We start from the raw sequence: 23,162 nt of genomic DNA on the forward strand, positions 1-23,162 counted from the left end.
TGTTGATTTCCACTGAGAGCTGACCCAGGATTTCCATCAAGAACTGACCCGGCTTTGACGATGTTGGGCTGGTCAGGCCTTGGTCAAGTTCCGAGTTTTCTCCCGGGTTGGTCGTTCGATTTTGGCTGAGCTGTTCTTGAAGCGGAAGCTGTCGTTTCCGGTCTCCAGGATGTGGCAGTGATGGGTTAGGCGATCGAGCAAGGCGGTTGTCATCTTCGGGTCCCCGAAGACCGTGGCCCATTCGCTGAAGCTGAGGTTCGTGGTGATGACGACGCTGGTGCGTTCGTAAAGCTTGCTGAGAAGGTGGAACAGCAAGGCACCGCCCGAAGCGCTGAACGGCAGGTAGCCCAGCTCGTCCAGGATGACGAGATCGGAATGGACGAGCCGCCCGGCGATCTGACCGCTCTTCCCTTGGACCTTTTCCTGTTCGAGGAGATTGACGAGCTCGACGGTGGAGAAGAAGCGAACGCGTTTGTGATGGTGTTCGATGGCCTGGATGCCCAGAGCCGTGGCGATGTGGGTCTTGCCTGTTCCAGGTCCTCCCACCAGCACGACGTTGTGCGCGTCCTCCAGGAACTCGCAACGATGAAGTTGGCGGACGAGGGCTTCATTGACCTCGCTGCTGGCGAAGTCGAAGCCGCTGAGATCGCGGTAGGCCGGGAAGCGGGCCGTCTTCAATTGGTAGGCCGTCGATCTGACCTCCCGCTCGGCTGTCTCGGCCTTCAAGAGCTGTGACAGGATCGGGATGACCGCCTCGAAGGCCGGCGCACCCTGTTCGGTCAGTTCGCTGACGGCTTGTGCCATGCCGTGCATCTTCAAGCTGCGCAGCATGATCACAATAGCGCCGCTGGCCGGGTTATGACGCATGGCGCACCTCCGCAGTCCGGCGCAGGGCGTCATAGCGTTCGACATTGGCACGGGGCTCGGTGGTCAGCGCGAGCGCCCGGGGAGCCTGCACAGTCGGTGGGGCGATCGGCTTTCCGTCGATTAGGCGATGCAGAAGATTGAGGATGTGGGTCTTGGTTGGAACACCAGCCTCGAGAGCCATGTCGACCGCACACAGCACGACCTCTTCGTCGTGCTGGAGGACCAGGGCCAGGATCTCGACCATCTCACGATCCCCGCCGGGTACCTTGAGAAGGTGCTGCTGCAAGGTTTTGAAGGCTGCCGGCAGTTCTGCGAAGGGCGCACCATTGCGCAAGGCGCCGGGTTTGCGCTGAACGACCGCCAGATAATGTCGCCAGTCATAGATCGTCTGGCCCTGACGATCATGCGATCGGGCAAAGATCCGGCGATGTTCGCAGATGGCCTGCCCCTCGCCGACGATGACGATGCGGTCGGGATAAACGCGCAGGCTGACCGGGCGATTGGCGAAGGACGCCGGCACGCTGTAGCGATTGCGTTCGAGATGAACGAGGCAGGTCGGAGAAACGCGCTTGGTATGTTCGACGAACCCGTCGAACGGACGAGGCGTTGGCATCAGTTGACCGACTTCCTCGGCCCAGGCTTCGGCAATCGTGCCGGGTTGGGTCGGGTGGGGTGCCAGCGCCCACAGATCCTGGCATCGCCTTTCCAGCCAATCGTTCAGCGCGTCCAGCGACGACACGTTAGGCATAGGCTGCCAGAGCCGGTGACGGGCATCTTGAACGTTCTTCTCGATCTGCCCTTTCTCCCAACCGGACGCTGGATTGCAGAACTCGGCCTCGAACAGGAAGTGGCTGACCATCGCCGAGAAGCGCATGTTGACCTGGCGCTGCTTGCCGCGCCCGACCTTGTCGACGGCAGTCCTCATATTGTCGTAGATGCCCCGCCGCGGAACGCCGCCCAGAACGCGGAAAGCGTGGTTATGGGCGTCGAACAGCATCTCGTGGGTCTGGAGCGGGTAGGCCCGCACGGTGAAGGCGCGGCTGTAGGACAGCTTGACGTGGGCCACCTGCAATTTGGTCCGCTCGCCGGCGATGATCGCCCAGTCTTCGGACCAATCGAACTGGAACGCCTCGCCCGCCACGAACGCCAATGGCACGAAAGTGCCTCGGCCCGTGGTCTGTTGCTCGCGGTGACGAGCTGCCTTCCAGTCGCGAGCGAAGGCCGCGACCCGATTGTAGGAGCCCTCATACCCAAGGCGCATCAGATCGGCATGCAACTGCTTGATCGTGTGCTTCTGCTTGCGCGATTTGCCCGTCTCGACGCGCAGCATCGCCGAGAGTTTATCGGCGTAGGGATCAAGCTTGCTCGGACGATCCGGAACCAAGAACTGCGGCTCCAAACGATCGGCGCGCAGGTACTTACGAACCGTGTTCCTGGAAAGACCGCTCCGCCGGGAGATCTCCCGGATCGAGAGGTCGTCTCGGTGACGCCAGCGTCGAATGACACTCAATAACTCCATGTCGATCACTCCGATGTCCCCGCACCGATGGCGTGGAGACGAGTTCAAACATGGGTCAATTCTCGATGGAAAAACCGAAGCTGCCTGGGTCAGCTCTCAGTGGAAATCAACAACGAGATGGCCTTCGGCGACTGGAAGAAGCTCCTCGCNCACTCCGATGTCCCCGCACCGATGGCGTGGAGACGAGTTCAAACATGGGTCAATTCTCGATGGAAAAACCGAAGCTGCCTGGGTCAGCTCTCAGTGGAAATCAACAACGTCGTCCCGTGGCGGTTGAAGAAGCGCCAAAGTGTGCCGATCCCGACCTTCAGCCCGCGCTCGTCGGCCAAGCGGCGCTGCATCTCGTGCAGCGTGATGTTGTCCTTGCCGTCGATCAGGCTTTGCAGGAACGCGGCCTGCGCCTCGATGCGACCCGAGCGGCGGTCCCCACCCATCGGCAGGGGATCGCTCCGGCTCGCCCGATCCTGAGAGCGCCAGCGCACCGCCGTGGCAATCGCAATCCCGAACCGCTCAGCCGCCGTATGGGGCCAGGCACCCTCGCGCATCGCCCGCAAAACCCGATGCCTAAGATCGATCGACAACGCTCGTGCCATCCCCCGCCTGTCTTCCAAAAGGTGAAGGGAATCACGGATCGGCCAATGACTCTAGCCGACCGGAAAACGCTCTAGAACATTGATCGGCGCACCGGACGGACGGTGCGCCGATCTTCGTTGTAGCAGTGATCCGTGCCAGTCGCGGTGCGCGACGTAGAAACATCTTCCCCGCTGATTTGACCGCAGTCGATCGACGCTGAAAATGTGATGAATGGGAAGCCTCTTCAAGGAGGCTTTCGTGGTCGCAACAGTCGCAGCAGGTACATCGGCACAGTACTATCTCGCCCAGGTCGAGTATTATCTTGGAGGTAAGGAGCCCGACGGTCGCTGGATTAAAACCAGCCCAGGGCTCGGGTCCTTTCCGTCCAACATCGTCGACGGCGGCGCGTTCGAGCGGTTGCATGCCGCTCGGGATGAAGACGGTCGCCCGCTCATCAGCAACACCGGCAAGCACCTCGATCAGGTCGGCGGTTATGACGTGTGCTTCTCGCCGCCCAAGTCGTTGCAGGTTTTGTGGGGACTGGGCGCCGCACCGATCAGCACTGGGCTTGAGGCTGTCCAGCTCGCGGCCGTTCAAGAAGCCGTCGACTTCCTCGATCGCGAGGCCGCCTTCTGCCGGCGCGGGCGCAACGGCCTCATTCTGGAAAAGGTCTCGCTGACGGCAGCGGCTTTCCAGCATGGCGAAGCCCGTCCGGCACCGCATGCGGACGGCGCCGTCTTTGCAGACCCTGCGCTTCACACGCATGTTGTCGTTCTAAATGTGGCGGAGCGGGCGGATGGCAGCTTCGGCCGCCTCGACGGCCGGCTGTTTTACAACATGAAGATGGCAGCGGGTGCTCTTTACCATGAGGCACTCTCACGCGGCCTTCGCCAGATGGGCTTTAGCGTCGAGATCACCGGCAACAACGGGATCTTCGAGATTGTTGGCGTCGATCGCGACTTGTGTAAGTACTTCTCGGCCCGCCGTGACGAGATCGCTAGCGAACTCGCCGCCATTGGTCTTGAGACAAGTGGCGCACCGGCGCTCGCTGCCGCCAAGGCACGCGCGACGCGGCGGGGCAAGTCGTCCGACGGACCGTCCGGCGACGATCGCCACCAGCTGTGGCGGGAGCGGGCGGCGGGTCTTGGGTTCGAGGCCGAGCACGTCGTTGAACAGGCGCTCGCTGCCGGACGCGAGCGTGCCCTGGTGGCTCATACAGAGCCGCCGACGGTTCGCACCCTCTACCAAGTCCTGCAGGACCTCACCGAACGCGCAAGCGTCTTCGAGTACCGTCAGCTGGTGGCTGCGGTCGCGTCCGCGAAGGTAGGAGCGGACCGCGGCACCTCGGTGGAGGAAGAGCTTGAACGTTTTCGCACCAAGGGTGCGATGGTGGCGCTCGGGTCAGACCGGTGGCGCCACGCGATCTACTCGACGCCGGAGATCATCGCGCTCGAGCAGGGTCTCTTTGCCCGTGCAAGGCAGCTGGCGTCTTTGCAGGTTGCGGCTCCTAGCTCGTCTTCGGTCGAGGCGCTCCTCCAGAACGCCCGGCTGAACCACGAGCAGGAGCAGGCGGCACGGCTGGCCTGCACGTCAACCGGCATCGTCATCGTCGAAGGTGCCCCTGGCGTCGGCAAGACGACACTGCTCGCCCCTGTCGCGCGAGCCTGGGGCGATGCAGGCTGGCGGGTGATCGGTGCCTCCACCGCGTGGAAGATCGCCCATCAACTTCGTGACGAGCTGCAAATCGAGGCGCGCGCAGTCGACTCCTGGCTGGCGGCTGTCGAGCACGGCAAGCCGTTCCTTACCGATAAGACGCTGCTGGTGATCGACGAGGCGGGCCTTCTGACCAGTCGGCAAATGGACCGCATCCTCAGCGAGGTCGAACGAGCCCACAGCGCTGGCTTTGAGGTCGCCGTGCGCATGGTCGGCGACCGGCGGCAGCTGCAGCCGATTGGTGGGCCAGGGCTTCGCATTGTCGCCGAGGCGATCGGCACCCAGCGCGTCGACGTCATCGTGCGTCAGCACGAGCCCTGGGCGCGCGATGTCGTGACAGACTTTGGCCGCGGAGAGGCTGCGGTGGCGCTCGGAAGTCTTAAAGCGCATGGTTGTGTCCGCATCTGCGAGGGACCGAGCGCCACGATCAACGGGCTCGTCGACGCTTGGGATGAGTGGCGCCGGGATGATCGCGGCCGACTAAGCTTGCTGATCGCTAAGACCAACGCGCAGGTGCTGGCGCTCAACAAGGAGGCGCGGCAGCGGCTGCGGACGTCGGGCGAGATCGCGGCAGACAACGCGGCGTCGATCGAGGCAGTCACGCCATCCGGTCAGTCGCACATCGTCGATCTCGCCGAAGGTGATCGCATCCGCTTCCTTTGCCGCAATGACGAACTCGGTATCATTAACGGTACGCATGGCTGCATTGAGCGGGTGGATCTCGCCTCCGACGGAGCCGTCTGGCTCCAGACACGGATCGGCAGCAGGAGCGTGTCGTTCACCCCGTCGGAACTCGCCGACGAGGCTGGGCGCGCGCAGTTGGCGCACGCCTATGCGACCACCTGCTATGGCGCGCAAGGTCTTACGACCGACCACGCCTTCGTCCTCGCAGATCCAGCGATGGACCGCCACGACATCCATGTTGCGACCAGCCGCGGCCGGTCGGGAACGCATCTCTTCGTTGACGGCAAGGCGTTGGATACGCGGGCAAAGGCGGAGCGCCTTCTCGGTGATCGTGACCGGGTGGTCGACCCGTCCGAGCGTCTGGCGTTGCTGGCCGCCGCTCTCAGCCGGTCCGGAGCCAAGAGCTCGACTCTCGATTACCTGATGCCGGCTGCAGCGCTCTCAGCCATAGAGCGCTCGAAGCTGGACCTAGCCGATGAGCCCTTGCCGAAGCCAGGACGACGTCGCTCGCGTGGGATCTCCCTTGAGTAGCCGCGCCGATCGCGACACGCCTGGGAGCGGGAACAGCAGCCGGAGCAAAATCGGCAACGGTAATGCTGCGCGATCCAACCCTGCCGGCGAGCGATGGACCGTGTCCGACAACTGGCCCTCACGAGTCCCGGTCACGGCTGCCGAGCTAAACGTCGTCGAGACCTACCTCGGCCCTCTGCTCGATGAACTGTTTACTAGGAGTGCATGACGTTGAGGCCGAGACGAAAAGGAGGTCGCACCATCCGCAGCGGATGCTACGGTGAGCCGAGAACAGAACGAGAAGGTCCGCTGATGAACGCGCCGTTTCGAACCGATAATGGGAAAGCCGAGGCGACCGCTGTCGAGCCCGCCCGCGCCTGCGCCTATCTTCGCGTGTCGACGGGGCGACAGGCAGAGAGCGATCTCTCCATTCCGGATCAGCGCCGGCAGGTGGCAGCCTTCTGCGCGGCGAAGGGCTGGCCACTCGTTGCCGAATATGTCGAACCGGGTGCCTCGGCTACGGACGATACTAGAGCCGAGTTCCAGCGCATGATCGAGCGAGCGACCGATGGCGATCGTCCCTTCGACGTCATCGTCGTGCACTCCTACAGCCGCTTCTTCCGCGACAGTTTCAGCCTGGAAATGTACATCCGGCGCCTGGCGAAGGTCGGCGTGCGTCTCGTGTCGATCACCCAGGAGCTTGGCGATGACCCGGCGCAGGTGATGATGCGACAGGTAATCGCGCTGTTTGACGAGTACCAGTCGAGAGAGAACGCCAAGCACGTGCTGCGCGCGATGAAGGAGAATGCGCGGCAGGGCTTTTACAATGGCAGCCCGGTTCCTCTCGGCTACCGCGCCGAAGAAGCGGAGAAGCGCGGCACGAAGGTCAAGAAGCAGCTCGTTATCGATCCGGTCGAGGCCGAGATCGTCAAGCTTATCTTCCGCCTTTACGAACAGGGCGACAGCCAGTCGGGGCCGCTCGGTATCAAGGAGATCGTCAAACGCCTAAATGCTGCCGGCTACCGTACCAAGCGCAACGCCCGCTTCGGTGTGGGTACGCTGCACGGCATCCTGACCAACAGAATCTATGCCGGCGAATGGGTGTTCAACCGACGCGAGTCGAAGACGCTGCGGCAGAAGCCATCCTCCGAGCATATCACCGTAGCAGTACCGCCGATCATCAGGCGGGTAACCTTCGACGCCGTACAAGCCAAGCTGAAAGCCCGCAGCCCGCGCGTCGAGTCGCCCCGCGTCGTCACTGGTCCCATCCTGCTCACCGGCCTTGCCACCTGTGCCAGTTGCGCCGGTGGCATGACGCTCAGGACCGGCACCTCCCGAAATGGTGTCGTGCACCGCTACTACACCTGCTCGGCCTGCGCCCGATCGGGCAAGGCCGCGTGCAAGGGCCGGTCGATCCGCATGGATACACTCGATGACCTCGTCGTGGAGCACCTCAGCGAACGCCTGTTCACCACCGAGCGCCTCACCGAGATACTTGCCTCGATCTCTGCCGGGCGTGCCGAGAGGGCGAACGAGGTTGACGGACGCATCATTGCGCTTCAGCGCGAAGTGACCGATGCCGAAGACAAACTGAAGCGGCTCTACCGGATGATCGAGGACGGCGTTGCGGAGATGGATGATCTCCTGCGCGAGCGAATCGCAGCCCTACGCCTCGACCGGGAGCGAGCTCAGGCTGCGCTCGACCGTGTCAGGATAAAGGCTATGCCCGCGACGGAGATCCCGCTGGAAATCGTCGAGCGGTTCGGCCGGGCCATGCGTGAGAACATCGCGACCGGGGAGATCCCGTTCCGGAAGGCTTACCTGCGCTCGGTCATCGATCGCGTCGAGGTGGACGACGACGCCATCCGCATCATCGGCGACAAGGCGACCCTCGAGCAGGTCATCGCCTGCAAAGGCAGCGCAGGCGGGACGGACGGTGTTCGCAGTTCTGTACGGAAGTGGCGCGCCCGAAAGGATTCGAACCTCTGACCCCCAGATTCGTAGTCTGGTGCTCTATCCAGCTGAGCTACGGGCGCCTGACGGGTCTGGTCGGAAGCGATGTCCGCCGCGACCCGTGGCGGCTAGGTAGCCGCTGGGTTTTCAGAATGCAAGCGCCTGGCGGGAGATTCTGGCGCTTTCTGTCCGGGGCGTCAGGCCGGGCGGCGGCGGAAGCGCGCGCGGGGCGGGGGGAAGGCGCGGAATCTGGCGCCGGTTCTGCGTCGAAAGGCCGGGAAATCGGCCGTCGATGCGCCCGGCAGGGTGCGCGACCGCCAGGGCCGATGGTCGGCCGCGCGCGCCGGGGAAAGCGTCGCCGCCGCCGTCGGCTTCGGCCTCAAGGCGCGGGGGAAGGGGCCGGCTGGGCCTTGGTCGGCAGGCGGATCTCGAATCGCGCGCCGGGGCCGCCTTCGGCGAGGATGATCGTGCCGCTGTGCCCCTCGACGATCTCGGCGGCAATGGCGAGGCCGAGGCCGGTGCCGCCGGTGCGGGCCGAGCCGCGGAAGGCGCGGAAGAGATTCTCGCGCGCGCGCTCGGGCAGGCCCGGTCCCGTGTCCTCGACGGTGACGAGCACCGCGTCCGCGCTTTCGCGCTCGGCCGAGACGACGACGCGGCGCACCAGCGCGGGGTCGGCATCCTCGAGCGATTCGAGCGCCTGCACGGCGTTGCGGCACAGGTTCAGAAGCACCCGGTGGAACTGTCCGGGATCGACCTCGATCTCGAAATCGGCCGGGACGGCGTTGACGAACTCGATGGCGGAAAGGCCGGACGCGGATCCGGCGGGCGCCTCGCGACCCGTCACCGTGCCTGCGGTGTCGCCGGGCGCGGCCGGCGCGGTCGGGCGGGTCCGATCGAGGGAATCGCGCCCGCCAGCCGAGCGGGGGACGGCGCCCTGCGCGTCGTCGTCCGCTTGCGTCCCGGTCATCGAGCGCACGTCCTCGACGAGATGGCGCAGGCGCACGCGGCGGTGCTCGGGCACGCTTTCGACGGCGCGCCCGTAGGCCAGCACGGCTTGCGTGTAGGAGAGGGCGCGATCGAGGCTGCGGATGAGGACGGGGGCGAAGCGCTGGATGCGCGGGTCGCTGAGGTCGGTCAGCCGGTCGGAGATCATCTGCGCCGAGGCCAGGATGTTGCGCAGGTCGTGGTTGATCTTGGAGACGGCGAGGCCGAGATCGGCCAGATGGCGCTGCTCGCGCAGCGTGGCGGCGAGGCGGTTCTGCATCGCGGCCAGTTCCTGCTCGGCCACGCCGATCTCGTCGCCGCGCGCCCGCGGCCGGATGATCCGGGCGGGATCGGCGGGGTTCTCCGCGAAGGCCACCATGTTGCGCGTCATCGCCTCGATCGGCCGGATGAGGAAGCGGCGGATGGCGGCGAAGACGAGGAGGGCGGCGAAGGAGGCGATGGCGAGCGACAGGAGGAGGATGTTGCGCGCATAGATGAGCATGGCCCGGCGCAGCGGCGCCTCGCCCATCACGACCTCCGCCTTCACCCTGCCGTCGCCGACCGTACCCTTCACGCGCATGACGCGCCCGCCGCCCGTGACGAGCGAATCGAAGGCGCTGGAGACCTTGGTAAGGGCGTTCTCGTCGTCGAGCGAGATTTCGAGGTCCGGCTGGCCCACCGTCTCGCCGCGCGCGATGAGATGGGAGGCGTCGCCCGTCACCACGGCCACGAGATCGGCCTGCAGCGTCGAGAGGATCGCGGCTTCCTTGGCCGGCTCGAGCAGGGCGTCCGCCCCTTGCGCGGCGCCGAGCGTGGCAAGGCCCGCCACGGCCGCGCTCTCCACCCGGCGGGCCAGCCATTCGTGGCGGAAATTGGCGATCGAGGGCACGAAGATGAGCACTTCGGCCAGCATGACGGCGAAGACGGTGAGGAGCACGAGGCGCGTGGAGATGGGGCGGCGCAGGCGCACCGGCGCGGGCGCCTGCCGGTGCGCGTCGTCGGGCGATGACCTCTCTTGCAACTTCAACCGTCCATCCTGCCGGTCGCCGGGCGTCGCCGCCGGAGGACCCCCTTTAGCCCAGGCGGGCCAGAAGCCTGACGAGGGCGCGCGTCGGCCGGGCCTTCGCATAGGGAGCGAAATAGGCGGTGGCCGCACGCTTTCCAGCGTCGGCAAGGCTCGGATAGGCGGGCACGAAACCGGCGAGGTCGCCGACGTTCGCGCGCTTGGCGAGGGCAAGGCAGAAGAGCGCCGTGAGCTCGCCGGCGCCGGCCCCGACGACGCCCGCGCCCAGAAGCCGCCCGCGGCGCCCGACGACGAGCTTGACGAGCCCCTGCGTCTCGCCCTCCGTCTGCGCGCGGTCGTTCTCGGCAAAGGCGCTGGCAAGGACCGTGACGCGGTGGCCCGCGGCCTCGGCTTCCGCCTGCGTCAGCCCGGCCTGTCCGAGTTCGGGGTCGCAGAAGGTCACGGACGGGTAGGGCGCTGCCGGCAGGCGCACGGGCAGGCGGAAGAGAAGGGCGCGCACGGCAAGCCCCGCCTGATGGCCGGCCGCATGGGTGTAGGCGGCCCGGCCCGTCGCGTCGCCGATGGCCAGCACCCGGGGGTTCGTCGTGCGAAGGTCGCGCCCGACCGTGATGCCCTTTTCCCCGTGCGCGATGCCGGCCGCTTCCAGCCCGAGACCCGCGACGCTGGCCCGCCGCCCCGCCGCCACGAGGAGATGGCTGCCGCCGACGCGATGGGCCGCTCCGTCCGCTCCGCGCAGTTCGAGGACGGGCGCTTCCGGCGTGCCCCCCGCCCCGATCACCTCGGCTCCCTCGATGAGCCGCACGCCTTCGGCGAGGAGGCGCCGGCGCAGAACGGCGACGAGGTCCGGATCGGCGCGCGGCAGGAGGGGGCCGCGCTGGACGAGCGTCACCGCCGCGCCGAGGCGGCGGAAGCCCTGGGCCATTTCCACGCCCACCGGGCCGCCGCCGAGGACGAGGAGGTGCTCGGGCAGGAGGTCGAGATCGAACAGTGTCTCGTTGGTGAGGAAGGGCAGGGCGGCAAGGCCGGGAATGGCGGGCACGGCGGGCGCCGAGCCCGTGGCGAGGACGAAGCGGCGCGCCCGCACGAGGCGGCCGTCGACGCTCAGCGTGCGCGGATCGACGAAGCGGGCCGACCCTTCGATCACCGTGACGCCGAGCCCCTCGAAGCGCTCGCGCGAATCGTTGGGGGCGATCGCGGCGATCACGGCGCGCCAGCGCGCCTTCACCGCCGGAAAGTCCACTTCCGGCGGGGCGGCCTCGATGCCGTAGGCGCCGGCCTCGCGCACCGCCTGCGCGCGGTGGGCCGAGGCGAGCAGCGCCTTGGACGGCACGCAGCCGGTGTTGAGGCATTCCCCGCCCATCGCGCCGCGCTCCACGAGGACGGTGGAAACGCCGAAGGCGGCGGCGCCCGCCGCCGTCGAGAGGCCGGCCGCGCCCGCGCCGACGACGCAGAGATCGGGCGTCAGGATGTCGCTCACCTTGGTCCCCTTCCGCCGGGCGGCGTGCGCTTCAGCGCCGTGCGTTTCAGGACGAGACCGAGCACCGCCAGCGCCGCGAGGCCGCCGAGGGCGAGCGTCAGTTCGGGCGTGGCGAGATCGGACAGGTGGAACGGGCCCTCGCCGGCGGTCTCGAGCGCGGCATCGAGGCCGCTGCCGAGATAGGCGTAGGCGAAGGAGCCGGGAACGATGCCGAGGCCCGTCGCCGCCACGAAGGTGGAGAGGCGGATGTCGAAGAAGGCCGGCGCGATGTTGAGCGCGACGAAGGGCAGGACGGGGGTGAGGCGCAGGACCAGGAGATAGGAGAAGGCGTCGCGCCGGAACCCGTCTGCGAAACGCTCGACGGCCGGGCCGGCGCGATGGCGCAGGAGATCGCCGAAGGCGTGCCGGGCGGCGAGGAAGAGAAGGGCGGCGCCCGCCGTCGCGGCCAGAACGGTCAGGAGCCCGCCGAAGAGCCAGCCGAACAGGAAGCCGCCGACGATCGTGCAGAGCGAGGCGGCGGGAAAGGCGAGCGCCACGAGGGCGGCATAGACGAGGAGGAAGACGAGCGCCGACAGGACGGGGCTCTCCTCCACGAGGGCGGCGAGCCTCTCCCTGCTCTCCACGAACTGCTGCGGCGACAGGTGGCCGAACAGGCCGAGCGCATAGGCGAGGGCGAGAAGGCCCAGGATCGCGGCGATGGGCAGGAAGCGCGTCCGCCGCGCGGCCGGCGCAGGGCGGTTCTGGAAAGGCGGGGGCAGGGCCGCGATGGGTCGGACCTCCTCTGGCGGGCGGGACGGCATCGCCGGACCGGGAAGCCGTCCCGGTTCGACCGGATCGGCGGCATCCTGTCAAACTCGCGCGGCCCGCGCCGAACGGAAGGGGGCCGGGCGGACGCACCGTCCTTCTCACGCCGTCTTGATGGCGGCGGGAGGACTGAGCCCGGCGAGAGGAGGGGCGCGAAGGGGCGGGGACGCATTGTCCGCGTGGTTTCCGCCCGGCATCGGGCGTTCCGGTGTCGCTCGGACCTGTCGATCCCCACGGCGGGCCTCGGTCGCGTCCAGAGCGTGTGCGCATTGACTTTCGCCGCGGCATTTTCCTATAAGCCCCCACGACGGCGGCAGCCCCCTCGCGCGACGACAGACGGCGCGTGGCTTCGGGCCTGCCGGCAGACACCCGGTCTCGGTATTGATGGAAGGCCCGCGGGGCAAGCGCGGGAAGAAACGATGAAGCGCACCTACCAGCCCTCCAAGCTCGTCCGCAAACGCCGTCACGGCTTCCGCGCCCGCATGGCGACCGTCGGCGGCCGCGCCGTCATCGCCTCGCGCCGCGCCAAGGGCCGCAAGCGCCTTTCGGCCTGAGCCCGGCGGCCCGGCCCGTCGATCCGATGGCGCCGGACAAGCTGCGCAAGCGCGCCGAGTTCCTCGCCGCGCGCAAGGGCCGTCGTCTGAACGGCCCGTTTTTCTTTGTCGAGGCCCTCGAGCGCGGCGACGGCGCCGCGCCCCGGATCGGCCTGACGATCACCAAGAAGGTCGGCGGCGCCGTGGAGCGCAACCGCATCCGGCGCCGGCTGCGCGAGGCGATCCGCCTCGGCGCGCAGGCTGACATGGCGCCCGGCTTCGACTATGTGGTCGTGGCCCGGCGCGAGCTTCTCGGCCTTCCTTTCGAGGCCCTGAAGGACGAGCTGTCGCGACGCTTCGCCCGCACGGGCAAGGATGCCCCTTCCGCCCGCAGCGCCCGCCCCGACGACCGGGCCAGGAGCGTGGGCGAGGGCGGTCCGCACCAGGACAAGCGGCGTCGGTCCTGACGCCCATCGAGGTCTAGGCATGGAAAAGAACCGCAATTTCCTGATCGCCATGGCGCTTTCCATCGCCGTGCTGGTCGGATGGCAGTTCCTCGTCGTCGGTCCGCGCATGGAGGCCCAGCGCATCGCGTCCGAGAATGCGGCGGCCACGGCGACGCCCGGTTCGCTGCAGACGCCGCAGACCCCCGCCGGCACCGCGCAGGAGACGATCGCCGCGCCCGCCGGCCGCGAGAGCGTCGTCCCCTCGGAAGGGGCGGCGAGCCCCGCCGCGCCGGCGAACCGCGAGGCGGCGCTCTCCACGAGCCCGCGCGTCGCCATCGACACGCCCGCCTTGTCGGGCTCGATCAACCTCGTGGGCGCGCGCCTCGACGATCTGCGCCTCAAGGGCTACCACGAGACCGTCGACGACAGTTCGCCGACCATCGTCCTTCTGTCGCCGCAGTCCATGCAGGACGGCTATTTCGCCGAGTTCGGCTATGCCGGCCAGAACGCCGGCACGCTGCCCGGCCCGCAGACGCAGTGGCAGGTCGAAGGCGGCGCGGCGACGCTGACGCCCGCGACGCCCGTGACGCTGACGACGACGAACGGCGCGGGCGTGACCTTCACCCGCAGGATCTCCGTCGACGACCGCTTCATGTTCACGGTCGAGGACACGGTCGCCAATGCCGGCGCCACGCCCGTCACGCTCTCGCCCTATGGCCGCGTCGTGCGCTTCTCCAAGCCGCAGATCGCCTCGACCTACGTTCTCTTCGAGGGTCTTCTCGGCGTCTTCGGCGAGGAAGGCCTGTCCGAGGTCAAATATGCCACGATCGAGGATGACGGCCGCGTCGTGCAGCCGAAGGTCTCTTCGGGCTGGCTCGGCATCACCGACAAGTACTGGGCGACCGCGCTCGTCCCCGAGACGGCCCGGCCCTTCCAGTCCACCTTCTCCTACGCCGCGACCGGCCGCTCCTATTACCAAACGGACTATCTCTCCGATCCGGTGACGATCGAGCCCGGCGCCAGCGTGACGACGAGCGCGCGCACCTTCGCCGGCGCCAAGGTCGTCGACACGATCGACGACTACGAGGAGAGCCTCGGCATCCAGCAGTTCGGGCAGCTGATCGACTGGGGCTGGTTCTACCTCATCACCCGCCCGATGTTCCACGCGCTCGACTTCCTCTATCGCGTCGTCGGCAATTTCGGCGTGGCCATCCTCATCGTCACCGTCGTCCTGAAGCTGTTCTTCTTCCCGCTCGCCAATCTCTCCTACAAGTCCATGGCGCGGATGAAGACGATCCAGCCCAAGGTGATGGAGCTGCGCGAGCGCTACAAGGACGACCGCACGAAGCAGCAGCAGGAGATGATGCGGATCTACAAGGAGGAGAAGATCAACCCGGCCGCCGGCTGCTGGCCGATCCTCCTGCAGATTCCCGTCTTCTTCGCGCTCTACAAGGTGCTCTACATCACCATCGAGATGCGGCACGCGCCCTTCTTCGGCTGGATCCAGGATCTGGCGGCGCCCGATCCGACGAGCGTCTTCAACCTCTTCGGGCTCGTCCCCGTCACCCTGCCGCATCTTCTCATGGTCGGCGCCTGGCCGATCCTGATGGGCATCACGATGTTCGTGCAGATGCGCCTCAACCCGACGCCGCCGGACCCGGCGCAGCAGATGATCTTCAACTGGATGCCCGTGATCTTCACCTTCATGCTGGCCTCCTTCCCCGCCGGCCTCGTCATCTACTGGACGTGGAACAACTTCCTCTCGATCATCCAGCAGTCGGTGATCATGAAGCGGCACGGGGCGAAGATCGAACTGTTCGACAGCTTCCGGCGCAAGAAATCGCCGCAGACCTGACGGGGCGCATCCGCCCCCGCAGACCCGACCGTCCGGCGCCCGCGACCTGTCGCGGGCGCCTTCCTGTTTCGAAGGAGGATCGCGAGATGGCGACCGGTCCCGATCCCAACGATCCCCATCCGGTGCCGGGCCACGAGCGCGTCGCCTTCCTGAAGGCCTTCGTCTGCCATCCCCTCATCGAGATCGGCGACTACACCTATTACGACGATCCCGACGGCGCGGCGGCGTTCGCGACGCGAAACGTCACCCATCACTACGACTTCATCGGCGACCGTCTCGTCATCGGCCGTTTCTGCGCGCTCGCCCGCGGCGTGCGCTTCGTCATGAACGGGGCCAACCACGCCATGACGGGCTTCTCCACCTACCCGTTCAACATCTTCGGGCAGGGCTGGGAGGAGGGGTTCGACTTCGCCACGATCACGGCCGGGCTGAAGGGCGATACGCGCGTCGGCAACGACGTGTGGATCGGCGAGGACGCGCTGGTGCTGCCGGGCGTGACGATCGGCGACGGGGCCATCGTCGCCGCGCGCGCCGTGGTCTCGCGCGACGTGCCGCCCTACGCGATCGTCGCCGGCAATCCCGCGCGCGTGGTGCGCCGGCGCTTCGACGAGGCGACGGTCGCCCGGCTTCTCGCCGTCGCCTGGTGGAACTGGCCGCGCGAGACGATCACCCGCAATCTCGGCGCCATCCGGTCGTCCGACCTGACCCTTCTGGAGGCCGCGCGATGAGCGAGACCGACGCCACCAAGACCGCGGCCGATGCCGCGCCCGCCGATCCCGAGGCCGTGGAGCGCGACCGGCGCTTCTTCGCCAAGCCCTGGGTCTTCATCCGCGGCGTGCCCGCCATGAAGTTCCTGCCGCCCGAGGGGCCGCCGGAAATCGCCTTCGCCGGGCGCTCCAATGTCGGCAAGTCCTCGCTCATCAACGCGCTTCTCGGCCAGAAGGGCCTGGCGCGCACCTCCAACACGCCGGGGCGCACGCAGGAGCTCAACTTCTTCGTGCCGGACGGCTTCGCCGGTGACGCGGCGGACCTGCCGCCCATCGCCATCGTCGACATGCCCGGCTACGGCTATGCCAAGGCGCCCAAGGAGCAGGTGGACGACTGGACGAAGCTCGTCTTCTCCTACCTGCGCGGCCGGGCGAGCCTGAAGCGCGTCTTCGTGCTCATCGATTCGCGCCACGGCATCAAGAAGAACGACGAGGACGTGCTGACGCTGCTCGATCGGGCCGCCGTCTCCTACCAGATCGTCCTGACGAAGACCGACAAGATCAAGGCGCAGGCCGTGCCCAAGCTCCTCGAAGCGACGCAGAAGGCGATCGCCCGGCGCCCGGCCGCCTTCCCGCGCCTCGTCGCCACCTCGTCGGAGGAGGGTGTCGGGCTCGACGACCTGCGCTCGGAGATCCTGTTCTTCGCCGAGCGGCGCGACTGACGACCCTCAGCCCTTGCCTTGCGGCAGGAGCTTGGCGCGGATCTGCGTCTCGATGCGGCCGCGCAGGTCGCGATAGGCTTCGAGGATCTGGTCGCGGCTGCCGGTGGCGACGGACGGGTCGGGCATCGGCCAGAACTCGACGGCGACGGACTGCGCGCCCGTCGCGTCCAGCGCCACGTGATGGGCCTCCGGCGCCATGGTCACGATGAGGTCGAAATAGCTGTCCTCGAGATCCTCGAAGCGCTGCGGGCGGCGCTGTCCGAGGTCGAGCCCCTTCTCGGCGAGGACCGCGTCCACGAACGGGTCGCGCTCGCCCTTCTTCACGCCCGCCGAGGCGACGTAGACGGATGGCGGCAGGAGCGAACGGGCGATCACCTCGGCCATCGGCGAGCGGATGGCGTTCATCCCGCAGACGAAGAGCACGGAGGAGACGCGCGGCGGCGCCGGGCCGTCGTCCGCCCCGCTCATCGCGCGGCGCTCCCCGGCGCCCGCGGCGCTCGCCCGGTCTTCACGACGAAGGGGGAGGGCGGGACCAAGGCCGTGCCTCTCAACTGCGCCAGTGCAGCACGCAGATCAGCGTGAACAGGCGGCGGGCCGTGTCGAGATCCACTCCGATCTTGCCCTTCAGGCGGTCCATCAGCGTCTGCGACCCGTCATTGTGGATGCCGCGCCGCCCCATGTCGATCGCCTCGATCTGGCTCGGCGTCGCCGAGCGGATCGCCTCGTAATAGCTGTCGCAGATGAGGAAATAGTCCTTGATGACGCGCCGGAAGGGCGTCAGCGACAGGATATGGGTGACGACGGGCGCACCGGCCGCATCTCGGATGTCGAAGACGAGGCGCTTGTCGGCGAGCGACAGGCGCAGCTTGAACTCGGCCCCTTCCGGCGCGCCGGCCGGATCGAAGCGGTTCTCCTCGATGAGGTCGAAGATGGCGACGGCCCGCTCGTGCTCGATATCGGGCGTGGCCCGGCCGATCGTCTCGTCGAGCTCGACCTCGATCAGCTTGCCGTGGGGGCGGGGCGTATCTTGCATGTCGCCTCAGAGGTTCAGGCGGATGGCGACGGAGCGCGCATGCCCGTCGAGGCCCTCGACGCGGGCCAGTTCGATGGCCGCCGGCCCGAGGGCGCGCAGCTGCTCGGGCCCGAGCTTGAGGATCGACGTGCGCTTGACGAAGTCGAGCACCGAGAGGCCGGAGGAGAAGCGCGCCGAGCGCGCCGTCGGCAGGACGTGGTTCGAGCCGCCGACATAGTCGCCGACGACTTCGGGCGTGTGCCGGCCGAGGAAGACGGCGCCCGCGTTGCGGATCCGCGCGAAGAGCGGCTCGGGATCCTCGACGGCCAGTTCCAGATGCTCGGGCGCGATGCGGTCGCAGAGCGCCGGCGCCTCGTTAAGCGAAGCGAGGAGGACGATCGCGCCGTGGTCGCGCCAGGAGGTGCGGGCCGTGTCGCCGCGCGAGAGCGTGGCGAGCTGGCGCTCGACCGCCGCTTCCACCGCGTCCGCGAGCCCCGCGTCGTCGGTCATCAGGATCGACTGCGCCGCCGCGTCGTGCTCGGCCTGCGCCAGGAGGTCGGCCGCGAGCCAGTCGGGGTCGTTCGCTCCGTCGGCGATCACCAGGACCTCGGAGGGGCCGGCCACCATGTCGATTCCCACCGTGCCGAAGACCTGGCGCTTGGCGGCCGCCACATAGGCGTTGCCGGGCCCGACGATCTTGGCGACCGGCGCGATGCCGGCCGTGCCGTAGGCGAAGGCGGCGATCGCCTGCGCGCCGCCGACGCGGTAGATCTCGGTGATGCCGCAGACCTTGGCGGCGGCGAGCACCAGCGGGTTCAGCGCGCCGCGCATGGCCGGCACCGTCATGGCGATGCGCGAGACGCCCGCGACTCTGGCGGGAATCGCATTCATCAGGACCGAGGATGGATAGCTCGCCTGCCCGCCCGGAACGTAGAGCCCGACCGATTCCACCGCCGTCCAGCGGCTGCCGAGCTCGACGCCGATCGCGTCCTCGTAGCGCTCGTCCTTCGGGCGCTGGCGTTCGTGGTGGCGGGTGATGCGCTCGTGGGCGAGTTCCAGCGCCTCCAGCGTCCGCGGGGCGGTCGCCGCATGGGCGGCGTCGATCTCGTCCTGCCCGATCGCCAGTGTCTGCGGCGTCAGGTCCAGCGCGTCGAAGCGGGCGGTCAGCTCGATCAGCGCCGCGTCGCCACGCTCGCGCACGTCGGCGACGATGCGGCGCACCACGGCCTCGACATCGGCCGAGACCTCGCGCTTGGCCCCGAGGAGCGCCCGGAAGCGCGTTTCGAAATCGGCATCGCCGCTGTTCAGCCTGACCGGCACGGGTGGGAACTGCTCCTTGCGAGAATGGTCCGCGCCGCGCTCGGGCGGGCGCCTCAGGACGCCAGGTCGGCCCGCTCGTGGTCGGGCCGGGCCGTGGTGCTCCAGGCGCCGCCGAGATCCGACAGCTGGGCCTCGATGACTTCGACGTCGAGCCTTATCGCGGCACCGCCCGCGAAGACAAGCTCGATCGCGCCCGACGGCGCCTCGCCGGCCGTGAAGCGGATCGCGAGCAGGACGAGCACCTCGTCGGGCGCTCCGGAGACGCCGATGCGCTTGACGCCCGTCACCCGGTCGAAATGCAGCGCCGCCAGCCGCCGCTCGTACTGCGCCTTGCTGAACAGGCGGAACTTGGAGACGCCGGCCGCCGTCTCCCAGACGAAGCGGTTCATCTCCAGCACGAACTGCCCCCGCCGCGCGTCGAAGCGGCATTGCGCGGGCTTGACCACCGCGTCCTGGCAATGGGCCGACAGGATCGCGAGATCGTCCTCGTCGACGGCGAGAAGACGTAGGTGATCCGTCGGCATGTCGGCTGTTCCTCGAACGATCAGGGTGGGCCAGAGATAAGGCGCCGCCCGCCCGGCGCAATGGCGGGCGGGGCGGGGACGGGCGGTGATGCGCCGGCGGGATCGAAGGCGCGGTCCCGAAGGCGGACGCGGCGGGGCGGCAGTTCGTCTTCACCGCAGCGCATCGCCTCCCTCGGTCCCGCGGGGACGCTCGGCACCCCATGCGCCGCCGCGCGGCGCCCGGAGACGTCAAGCGCGAAGAGGACGGTCGGTCGGGAGGCCGGTCCCCGCAAGCCCCGCCTCGTTCAGGAGGCAGAGGCCCTTGCCCGCCGCCTTCGCCGCATACAGTTCCTTGTCGGCCAGGACCATCATCGATGTCAGGTCGGCATTCGAGCCGCCGAGCGTGGCGCCGATGCTCACGCCGACGCGCGCCAGGGCGCCGGGCTCTATCTCGTAGGGCGTTCCGATCGCGACGATGAGCCGGGCGCCGAGATGGCGAACGGCTTCGGCGCCGTTCTCCTGGAAGAGAACGAGAAACTCGTCCCCGCCCAGCCGGCAGGCGACGGCGTCCGGTCCGACCGTCGCCGTCAAGCGGTGGCTGACCTGCTGAAGAAGGATGTCGCCGGCGCGATGTCCGAGCGAATCGTTCACCTGCTTGAAGCCGTCGAGGTCGAGATACAGGAGCGCCGGCTGCACACCCTTCGTCCGCAGACGCTCGAAGGCGTTTTCCAGCCCCCGGCGGTTGAGGAGACCGGTCAGCGGGTCTCGGAAGGACTGTGTCCGGCTTTCGATCTCGGCGGTGATGGCGCGAACGGTGAGGCGACGCTGCTGCTCGATCATGGTCATGTTCATCAGGACGAACATGATGCCTTGGATGGCGATGAGGGGGATGAATTCCGGATAGAGGAAGCCGAAGCTGGCCTTGAAGCTGAGGTCGATCATCAGAACCTGCGCCATCGCATAGCGTGGAGCGGCGAAATTGCGCCCGATGATGCTTCCGATCGCCGCAAGGCTCGATGCCAGCACGATGATCGTCGTCGGAATGTCGTGGAACAGGACCACGGTCGTGATCGTCGCGGCCTGGTTCAAGGCCCAGGCGAGACCGACCGCGAAGAAGGCATCTGTCCGCATGCCCTTGTTCCGCAGGGTGACGAGCCGGGCGGCCAGGATCAGCACTTCCGCCGCTGCGAGAACGAGGAAGATCGGATCGCCGATGCGGTGGAAGGCGACCAGGATGACCGCGATGGAGTTCAGCGCGCCGAGCACGAAGGGCTTGGGGTCGCTGAAGAACATCGCCCCCAGCCGCTTGCGCACCTCCGGTGGCAGTGCGGGATCGATGGTCGAAATCCAGCGCAGCGGCGCGATGCGCGGTATCTCGTAGGTCGATGACCCCGGCATTTCGATCTCCCTGACTGTGGCGCCATGTTAAACGAGGCTGATTGAAGACTGAATAACGGGGTCCGGCGTCGCGGAACCGATCGTGTCGAGAAGGCGACCGACCGGCGCGGGCTCGTGACGGCCGCTCCTGGAACCGGACGGTCGGACCATCCGCCCGACGTCCCCGCCGGCGATCCCTGTGCCCGCGCCCCGCCTCACGCGCCGCGCGCGACCCCGTGCCGGGCGAGAAGCCGCAATCCGACGACCGAGATCCACGTCGCCATCCAGATCGGGTTGGCGCGCTCGAAGAGGAAGCTTTCCAGGAAGGAGTTGAGGAGGAGGTAGGTCAGGCTCATCAGGAACATATCGGCCAGCCGCTCGCGCTCGGGCTCGGCGGGGATGGCGAGGAAGTCCTTGAGCGGCAGGAGCACGAGCATCAGGGCGGTGAGCGCGAGGCCCGGCCAGCCGAGCACGATGGCGATGTCGAGATAGCCGTTGTGGCCGTTCGGGCTGTTGCGCGTGTCCCAGGCCAGTTCGAAGTCGCGCTCGGCCTGGTAGACCGTGTCGGTCTGCCAGAACGAGTTGAGGCCGAAGCCCAGCCATTGGTGCTCGCGCGAGAGTTCCAGCGCGTAGCGCCAGAGGTCCGTGCGGCCGGTGAAGGTCGTGCCCGGCAGGATCGCCTGCAGGATGGAATCGAGGACGGGCGAGAGCACCGTGCCGAGCGTCAGGAGGCCCATCGCCACGACGGCGCACAGGATGACGGCGGCCGGCAGGAGGCGCCCGCCCAGCGTGCGCAGGGGAAGGACGATGAAGGCGACGGCCGGCAGCAGCGCCATCGAGGTCTTCGAGCCGGTCTTCAGGACGAAGAGGGCGCAGGCGAGCGCCACCAAGAGACCGAAGGCGCGCCAGCCCGTGCGGTAGAGATACAGGCCGTAGAAGAAGAAGGCGCCCATCATGGCGCCGGCGACGTTCTTGTGGCTGTAGAGCCCGCGCCAGAGGCCGGCCTGCTCGGGATCGGCCTCGCCCGCCGTGTGCTTGGCAAGGTCCGGCAGGAGCGCGAGCCCGCCATAGGACAGGACGAGGACGACCGTCAGCATCACGGCGAGCGCGAGGCGGAAGTCGCGCGCCGTGCGCGGCAGGCAGAGCGCGCCCGTCGCCGCGACCATCGCCAGGATCACGAAGGTCGCCGTGCGCAGCGCGTTCTCGGGATGGCCGGCCAAGGCGGCGGTGAGGACGATCCAGCCGCCCATGACGAGCCAGGTCGGGCGCAGGAGCGAGAGCGCGACGGCGCGGTCGGTGAAGAGCATGTGGCCGGCCAGCGCGAGCGCCGCGAGCGTCGAATAGCCGAGCTGGTTGACGAGGTCGCCCGCGTCCTTGTTGCCCTCGAAGGAGATGGTGAAGGGCGTCAGCGTCACCATCAGCGCGCACAGCGCGATGCAGCCGAGCGTCAGGCGCGCAAGGTCGAGCCGCGCCGTGGCGCCGGGCGCGGGAAACGCCTCAGTTCTGTTCGGGACGGCGATATTGCTCATTGACGATGCCGAACTCCGCCATCAGGCGCCCGACGGCGACCTGCATCGGATAGAGGCCGATGACCGGCGAACCGCTCTTCAGGGCCAGGAGCGCCGCCCGCAAGGGGGAGGCGGCGAGGAGCGCGCCGCTCTTGGCGAGCCGCTGCAGCGTGGCCGGGGCCGCCCCCGCGCCGCGCCGGCGCTCGATGATCGAGGAGAGCGCGCCGTTGCGCAGCGCCCGCGCGTTCAGCCAGGAGAATTCCAGGCGCCGGCGCGGCGTCGTCTCCAGGACGCGCGCCTCGCGGCACCAGCCGAAGGAGAAGCCGGCCCGCGCGCAGCGCGAGTAGAAGTCGCTGTCGCCGCCGCCGATGAAGTTGAAGGCGGTGTCGAGGAAGGGCGCGCCCATCCTCTCGAGCACGGCGCGGGCGATGACGACGTTGCCGGAGGAGAAGAGGATCGGCACCGGCCCGGTCGCCTCGTAATGGGCCTGGAAGACCGGGTGGCGCGACAGATGCGTCTGCGCCACGCCGTCGAACACGGCCACCTGCGGGCCGCCGACGATGTCCGCCGGCAGGCGCTCGGCGGTGGAGACGAGCGTTTCCAGCCAGTCCGGCTCGGCGATCTCGTCGTCGTCGATGACGAGGAGATGGGTCATGTCGGGAAATTCGGCGAGGGCCGTCGACCAGCCGGCATTGTAGGCCGAGCAGTTGCCGCGCTCGTGCGCGACGAGCGAGAGGCCCCGCATGCGCCCCTCGGCCAAAACGGCGCGCGCCACGGCGAGGCCCTCCAGGCGCTCGTCGTCGTTCTCCATCACGATCACGGCGAAGCGGCGGTCGGTGGCCTGGGCGGCGAGCGAGGCGAGGGTGAGGCGCAGATGGTCCGGCCGGCGGAACGTCGGCAGGGTCACGACGCAGGTCACGCCCGCGGCCGAAAGGCCGGGCGAACGCGCTTCGATGGTGATCCTGTCGGCCAACCGTTCCTCCCGTCCTCGGCCGCGCCGAAGGGCGGCGGCGGTCTCGACGTCGGGCGACGCTAGCGCAGGGAGGATGAAGAAAGCGCCAAGACGGCCGG

At 68.1% G+C, this 23,162-nt stretch carries 20 protein-coding genes and 1 tRNA gene; 7 read left to right on the forward strand and 14 right to left on the reverse strand.

Going from position 1 to position 23,162, the window contains the following annotated elements:
- Nucleotides 1-72 precede the first annotated feature (72 nt).
- From istB to ASG48_RS00015, 3 genes are all read right to left on the reverse strand, one after another.
- Nucleotides 73-867 (reverse strand): IS21-like element helper ATPase IstB, encoded by a 795-nt coding sequence (istB, locus tag ASG48_RS00005; RefSeq protein WP_055845215.1) that lies wholly within the window; start codon nucleotides 865-867, stop codon nucleotides 73-75.
- Complete coding sequence (istA, locus tag ASG48_RS00010) at nucleotides 857-2,386, reverse strand: IS21 family transposase (RefSeq protein ID WP_156381419.1); 1,530 nt, start codon at nucleotides 2,384-2,386, stop codon at nucleotides 857-859. Before istA ends, istB begins: the two co-directional genes overlap by 11 nt.
- A gap of 233 nt (nucleotides 2,387-2,619) precedes the next feature.
- Entirely contained in the window at nucleotides 2,620-2,967 is a 348-nt protein-coding gene (locus ASG48_RS00015) for a hypothetical protein (protein ID WP_156381385.1), read from the reverse strand.
- Between the two features lie 250 nt (nucleotides 2,968-3,217).
- Between ASG48_RS00015 and mobF the strand changes: the two genes are divergently transcribed.
- Both mobF and ASG48_RS17760 read left to right on the forward strand, forming a co-directional pair.
- Entirely contained in the window at nucleotides 3,218-5,887 is a 2,670-nt protein-coding gene (mobF, locus tag ASG48_RS00020) for a MobF family relaxase (RefSeq protein ID WP_244486655.1), read from the forward strand.
- 291 nt (nucleotides 5,888-6,178) lie between these two features.
- Entirely contained in the window at nucleotides 6,179-7,855 is a 1,677-nt protein-coding gene (locus ASG48_RS17760) for a recombinase family protein (protein ID WP_082529132.1), read from the forward strand.
- Here the strand turns inward: ASG48_RS17760 and ASG48_RS00025 are convergent.
- The 4 genes from ASG48_RS00025 to ASG48_RS00040 all read right to left on the reverse strand — a co-directional run bounded on the left by ASG48_RS00025 (nucleotide 7,826) and on the right by ASG48_RS00040 (nucleotide 12,104).
- Nucleotides 7,826-7,902, reverse strand: a tRNA-Arg gene (locus tag ASG48_RS00025). The genes ASG48_RS17760 and ASG48_RS00025 overlap by 30 nt on opposite strands.
- 296 nt (nucleotides 7,903-8,198) lie before the next feature.
- Complete coding sequence (locus ASG48_RS18620) at nucleotides 8,199-9,824, reverse strand: HAMP domain-containing sensor histidine kinase (RefSeq protein WP_244486656.1); 1,626 nt, start codon at nucleotides 9,822-9,824, stop codon at nucleotides 8,199-8,201.
- 52 nt (nucleotides 9,825-9,876) lie between these two features.
- Nucleotides 9,877-11,304 (reverse strand): FAD-dependent oxidoreductase, encoded by a 1,428-nt coding sequence (locus ASG48_RS00035; RefSeq protein WP_055843648.1) that lies wholly within the window; start codon nucleotides 11,302-11,304, stop codon nucleotides 9,877-9,879.
- Entirely contained in the window at nucleotides 11,301-12,104 is an 804-nt protein-coding gene (locus tag ASG48_RS00040; protein WP_082529133.1) for a VTT domain-containing protein, read from the reverse strand. The genes ASG48_RS00035 and ASG48_RS00040 overlap by 4 nt, the downstream gene beginning before the upstream one ends.
- A gap of 423 nt (nucleotides 12,105-12,527) precedes the next feature.
- Between ASG48_RS00040 and rpmH the strand changes: the two genes are divergently transcribed.
- The 5 genes from rpmH (at nucleotide 12,528) to yihA (ending at nucleotide 16,371) form a co-directional block, all read left to right on the forward strand.
- Complete coding sequence (gene rpmH / locus ASG48_RS00045) at nucleotides 12,528-12,662, forward strand: 50S ribosomal protein L34 (RefSeq protein WP_055843650.1); 135 nt, start codon at nucleotides 12,528-12,530, stop codon at nucleotides 12,660-12,662.
- 26 nt (nucleotides 12,663-12,688) lie between these two features.
- Nucleotides 12,689-13,108 (forward strand): ribonuclease P protein component, encoded by a 420-nt coding sequence (rnpA, locus tag ASG48_RS00050; RefSeq protein WP_055843652.1) that lies wholly within the window; start codon nucleotides 12,689-12,691, stop codon nucleotides 13,106-13,108.
- A gap of 19 nt (nucleotides 13,109-13,127) precedes the next feature.
- Nucleotides 13,128-14,942, forward strand: coding sequence for a membrane protein insertase YidC (gene yidC / locus ASG48_RS00055; RefSeq protein WP_055843654.1), 1,815 nt, complete (start codon nucleotides 13,128-13,130; stop codon nucleotides 14,940-14,942).
- 86 nt (nucleotides 14,943-15,028) lie between these two features.
- On the forward strand, nucleotides 15,029-15,670 hold the full coding sequence (locus tag ASG48_RS00060) for a CatB-related O-acetyltransferase (protein ID WP_055843656.1): 642 nt from the start codon (nucleotides 15,029-15,031) through the stop codon (nucleotides 15,668-15,670).
- On the forward strand, nucleotides 15,667-16,371 hold the full coding sequence (gene yihA / locus ASG48_RS00065) for a ribosome biogenesis GTP-binding protein YihA/YsxC (protein WP_082529134.1): 705 nt from the start codon (nucleotides 15,667-15,669) through the stop codon (nucleotides 16,369-16,371). Before ASG48_RS00060 ends, yihA begins: the two co-directional genes overlap by 4 nt.
- Before the next feature lie 6 nt (nucleotides 16,372-16,377).
- On the opposite strand, the gene ASG48_RS00070 is transcribed toward yihA, so the two are convergent.
- The 7 genes from ASG48_RS00070 to ASG48_RS00100 form a co-directional block, all read right to left on the reverse strand.
- Nucleotides 16,378-16,839, reverse strand: coding sequence for a low molecular weight phosphatase family protein (locus ASG48_RS00070; protein WP_055843658.1), 462 nt, complete (start codon nucleotides 16,837-16,839; stop codon nucleotides 16,378-16,380).
- A gap of 79 nt (nucleotides 16,840-16,918) precedes the next feature.
- Nucleotides 16,919-17,404, reverse strand: a complete 486-nt coding sequence (locus ASG48_RS00075) for a UPF0262 family protein (protein ID WP_055843660.1) — start codon at nucleotides 17,402-17,404, stop codon at nucleotides 16,919-16,921.
- Nucleotides 17,405-17,410: 6 nt separating this feature from the next.
- Nucleotides 17,411-18,703 carry a histidinol dehydrogenase gene (hisD, locus tag ASG48_RS00080; protein ID WP_055843662.1) on the reverse strand — a complete coding sequence of 431 codons (1,293 nt, stop codon included), beginning with the start codon at nucleotides 18,701-18,703 and terminating at the stop codon, nucleotides 17,411-17,413.
- A gap of 53 nt (nucleotides 18,704-18,756) precedes the next feature.
- The gene (locus tag ASG48_RS00085; RefSeq protein WP_055843664.1) at nucleotides 18,757-19,227 is read right to left on the reverse strand and encodes a DUF2948 family protein; all 471 of its coding nucleotides are present in this window, start codon (nucleotides 19,225-19,227) and stop codon (nucleotides 18,757-18,759) included.
- A gap of 228 nt (nucleotides 19,228-19,455) precedes the next feature.
- Nucleotides 19,456-20,604: a GGDEF domain-containing protein gene (locus tag ASG48_RS00090; protein ID WP_055843666.1), complete on the reverse strand. Its 1,149-nt coding sequence runs from the start codon at nucleotides 20,602-20,604 to the stop codon at nucleotides 19,456-19,458.
- Between the two features lie 194 nt (nucleotides 20,605-20,798).
- Nucleotides 20,799-22,112, reverse strand: a complete 1,314-nt coding sequence (locus ASG48_RS00095) for an O-antigen ligase (protein ID WP_055843668.1) — start codon at nucleotides 22,110-22,112, stop codon at nucleotides 20,799-20,801.
- The gene (locus ASG48_RS00100; protein WP_055843670.1) at nucleotides 22,081-23,064 is read right to left on the reverse strand and encodes a glycosyltransferase; all 984 of its coding nucleotides are present in this window, start codon (nucleotides 23,062-23,064) and stop codon (nucleotides 22,081-22,083) included. The genes ASG48_RS00095 and ASG48_RS00100 overlap by 32 nt, the downstream gene beginning before the upstream one ends.
- Nucleotides 23,065-23,162: the final 98 nt, after the last annotated feature.

It is taken from the genome of Aurantimonas sp. Leaf443 (genome assembly GCF_001425575.1).
GTDB lineage: Bacteria > Pseudomonadota > Alphaproteobacteria > Rhizobiales > Rhizobiaceae > Leaf443.

What these genes read in the sequence shown, in the direction of transcription:
- istB (WP_055845215.1), bottom strand. Translation starts at nt 867, where the DNA reads ATGCGTCATAACCCGGCCAGCGGCGCTATTGTGATCATGCTGCGCAGC.
- istA (WP_156381419.1), bottom strand. Translation starts at nt 2,386, where the DNA reads ATGGAGTTATTGAGTGTCATTCGACGCTGGCGTCACCGAGACGACCTC.
- ASG48_RS17760 (WP_082529132.1), top strand. Translation starts at nt 6,179, where the DNA reads ATGAACGCGCCGTTTCGAACCGATAATGGGAAAGCCGAGGCGACCGCT.
- ASG48_RS00040 (WP_082529133.1), bottom strand. Translation starts at nt 12,104, where the DNA reads ATGCCGTCCCGCCCGCCAGAGGAGGTCCGACCCATCGCGGCCCTGCCC.
- rpmH (WP_055843650.1), top strand. Translation starts at nt 12,528, where the DNA reads ATGAAGCGCACCTACCAGCCCTCCAAGCTCGTCCGCAAACGCCGTCAC.
- rnpA (WP_055843652.1), top strand. Translation starts at nt 12,689, where the DNA reads ATGGCGCCGGACAAGCTGCGCAAGCGCGCCGAGTTCCTCGCCGCGCGC.
- yidC (WP_055843654.1), top strand. Translation starts at nt 13,128, where the DNA reads ATGGAAAAGAACCGCAATTTCCTGATCGCCATGGCGCTTTCCATCGCC.
- ASG48_RS00060 (WP_055843656.1), top strand. Translation starts at nt 15,029, where the DNA reads ATGGCGACCGGTCCCGATCCCAACGATCCCCATCCGGTGCCGGGCCAC.
- yihA (WP_082529134.1), top strand. Translation starts at nt 15,667, where the DNA reads ATGAGCGAGACCGACGCCACCAAGACCGCGGCCGATGCCGCGCCCGCC.
- ASG48_RS00070 (WP_055843658.1), bottom strand. Translation starts at nt 16,839, where the DNA reads ATGAGCGGGGCGGACGACGGCCCGGCGCCGCCGCGCGTCTCCTCCGTG.
- ASG48_RS00075 (WP_055843660.1), bottom strand. Translation starts at nt 17,404, where the DNA reads ATGCAAGATACGCCCCGCCCCCACGGCAAGCTGATCGAGGTCGAGCTC.
- ASG48_RS00085 (WP_055843664.1), bottom strand. Translation starts at nt 19,227, where the DNA reads ATGCCGACGGATCACCTACGTCTTCTCGCCGTCGACGAGGACGATCTC.
- ASG48_RS00090 (WP_055843666.1), bottom strand. Translation starts at nt 20,604, where the DNA reads ATGCCGGGGTCATCGACCTACGAGATACCGCGCATCGCGCCGCTGCGC.
- ASG48_RS00095 (WP_055843668.1), bottom strand. Translation starts at nt 22,112, where the DNA reads ATGAGCAATATCGCCGTCCCGAACAGAACTGAGGCGTTTCCCGCGCCC.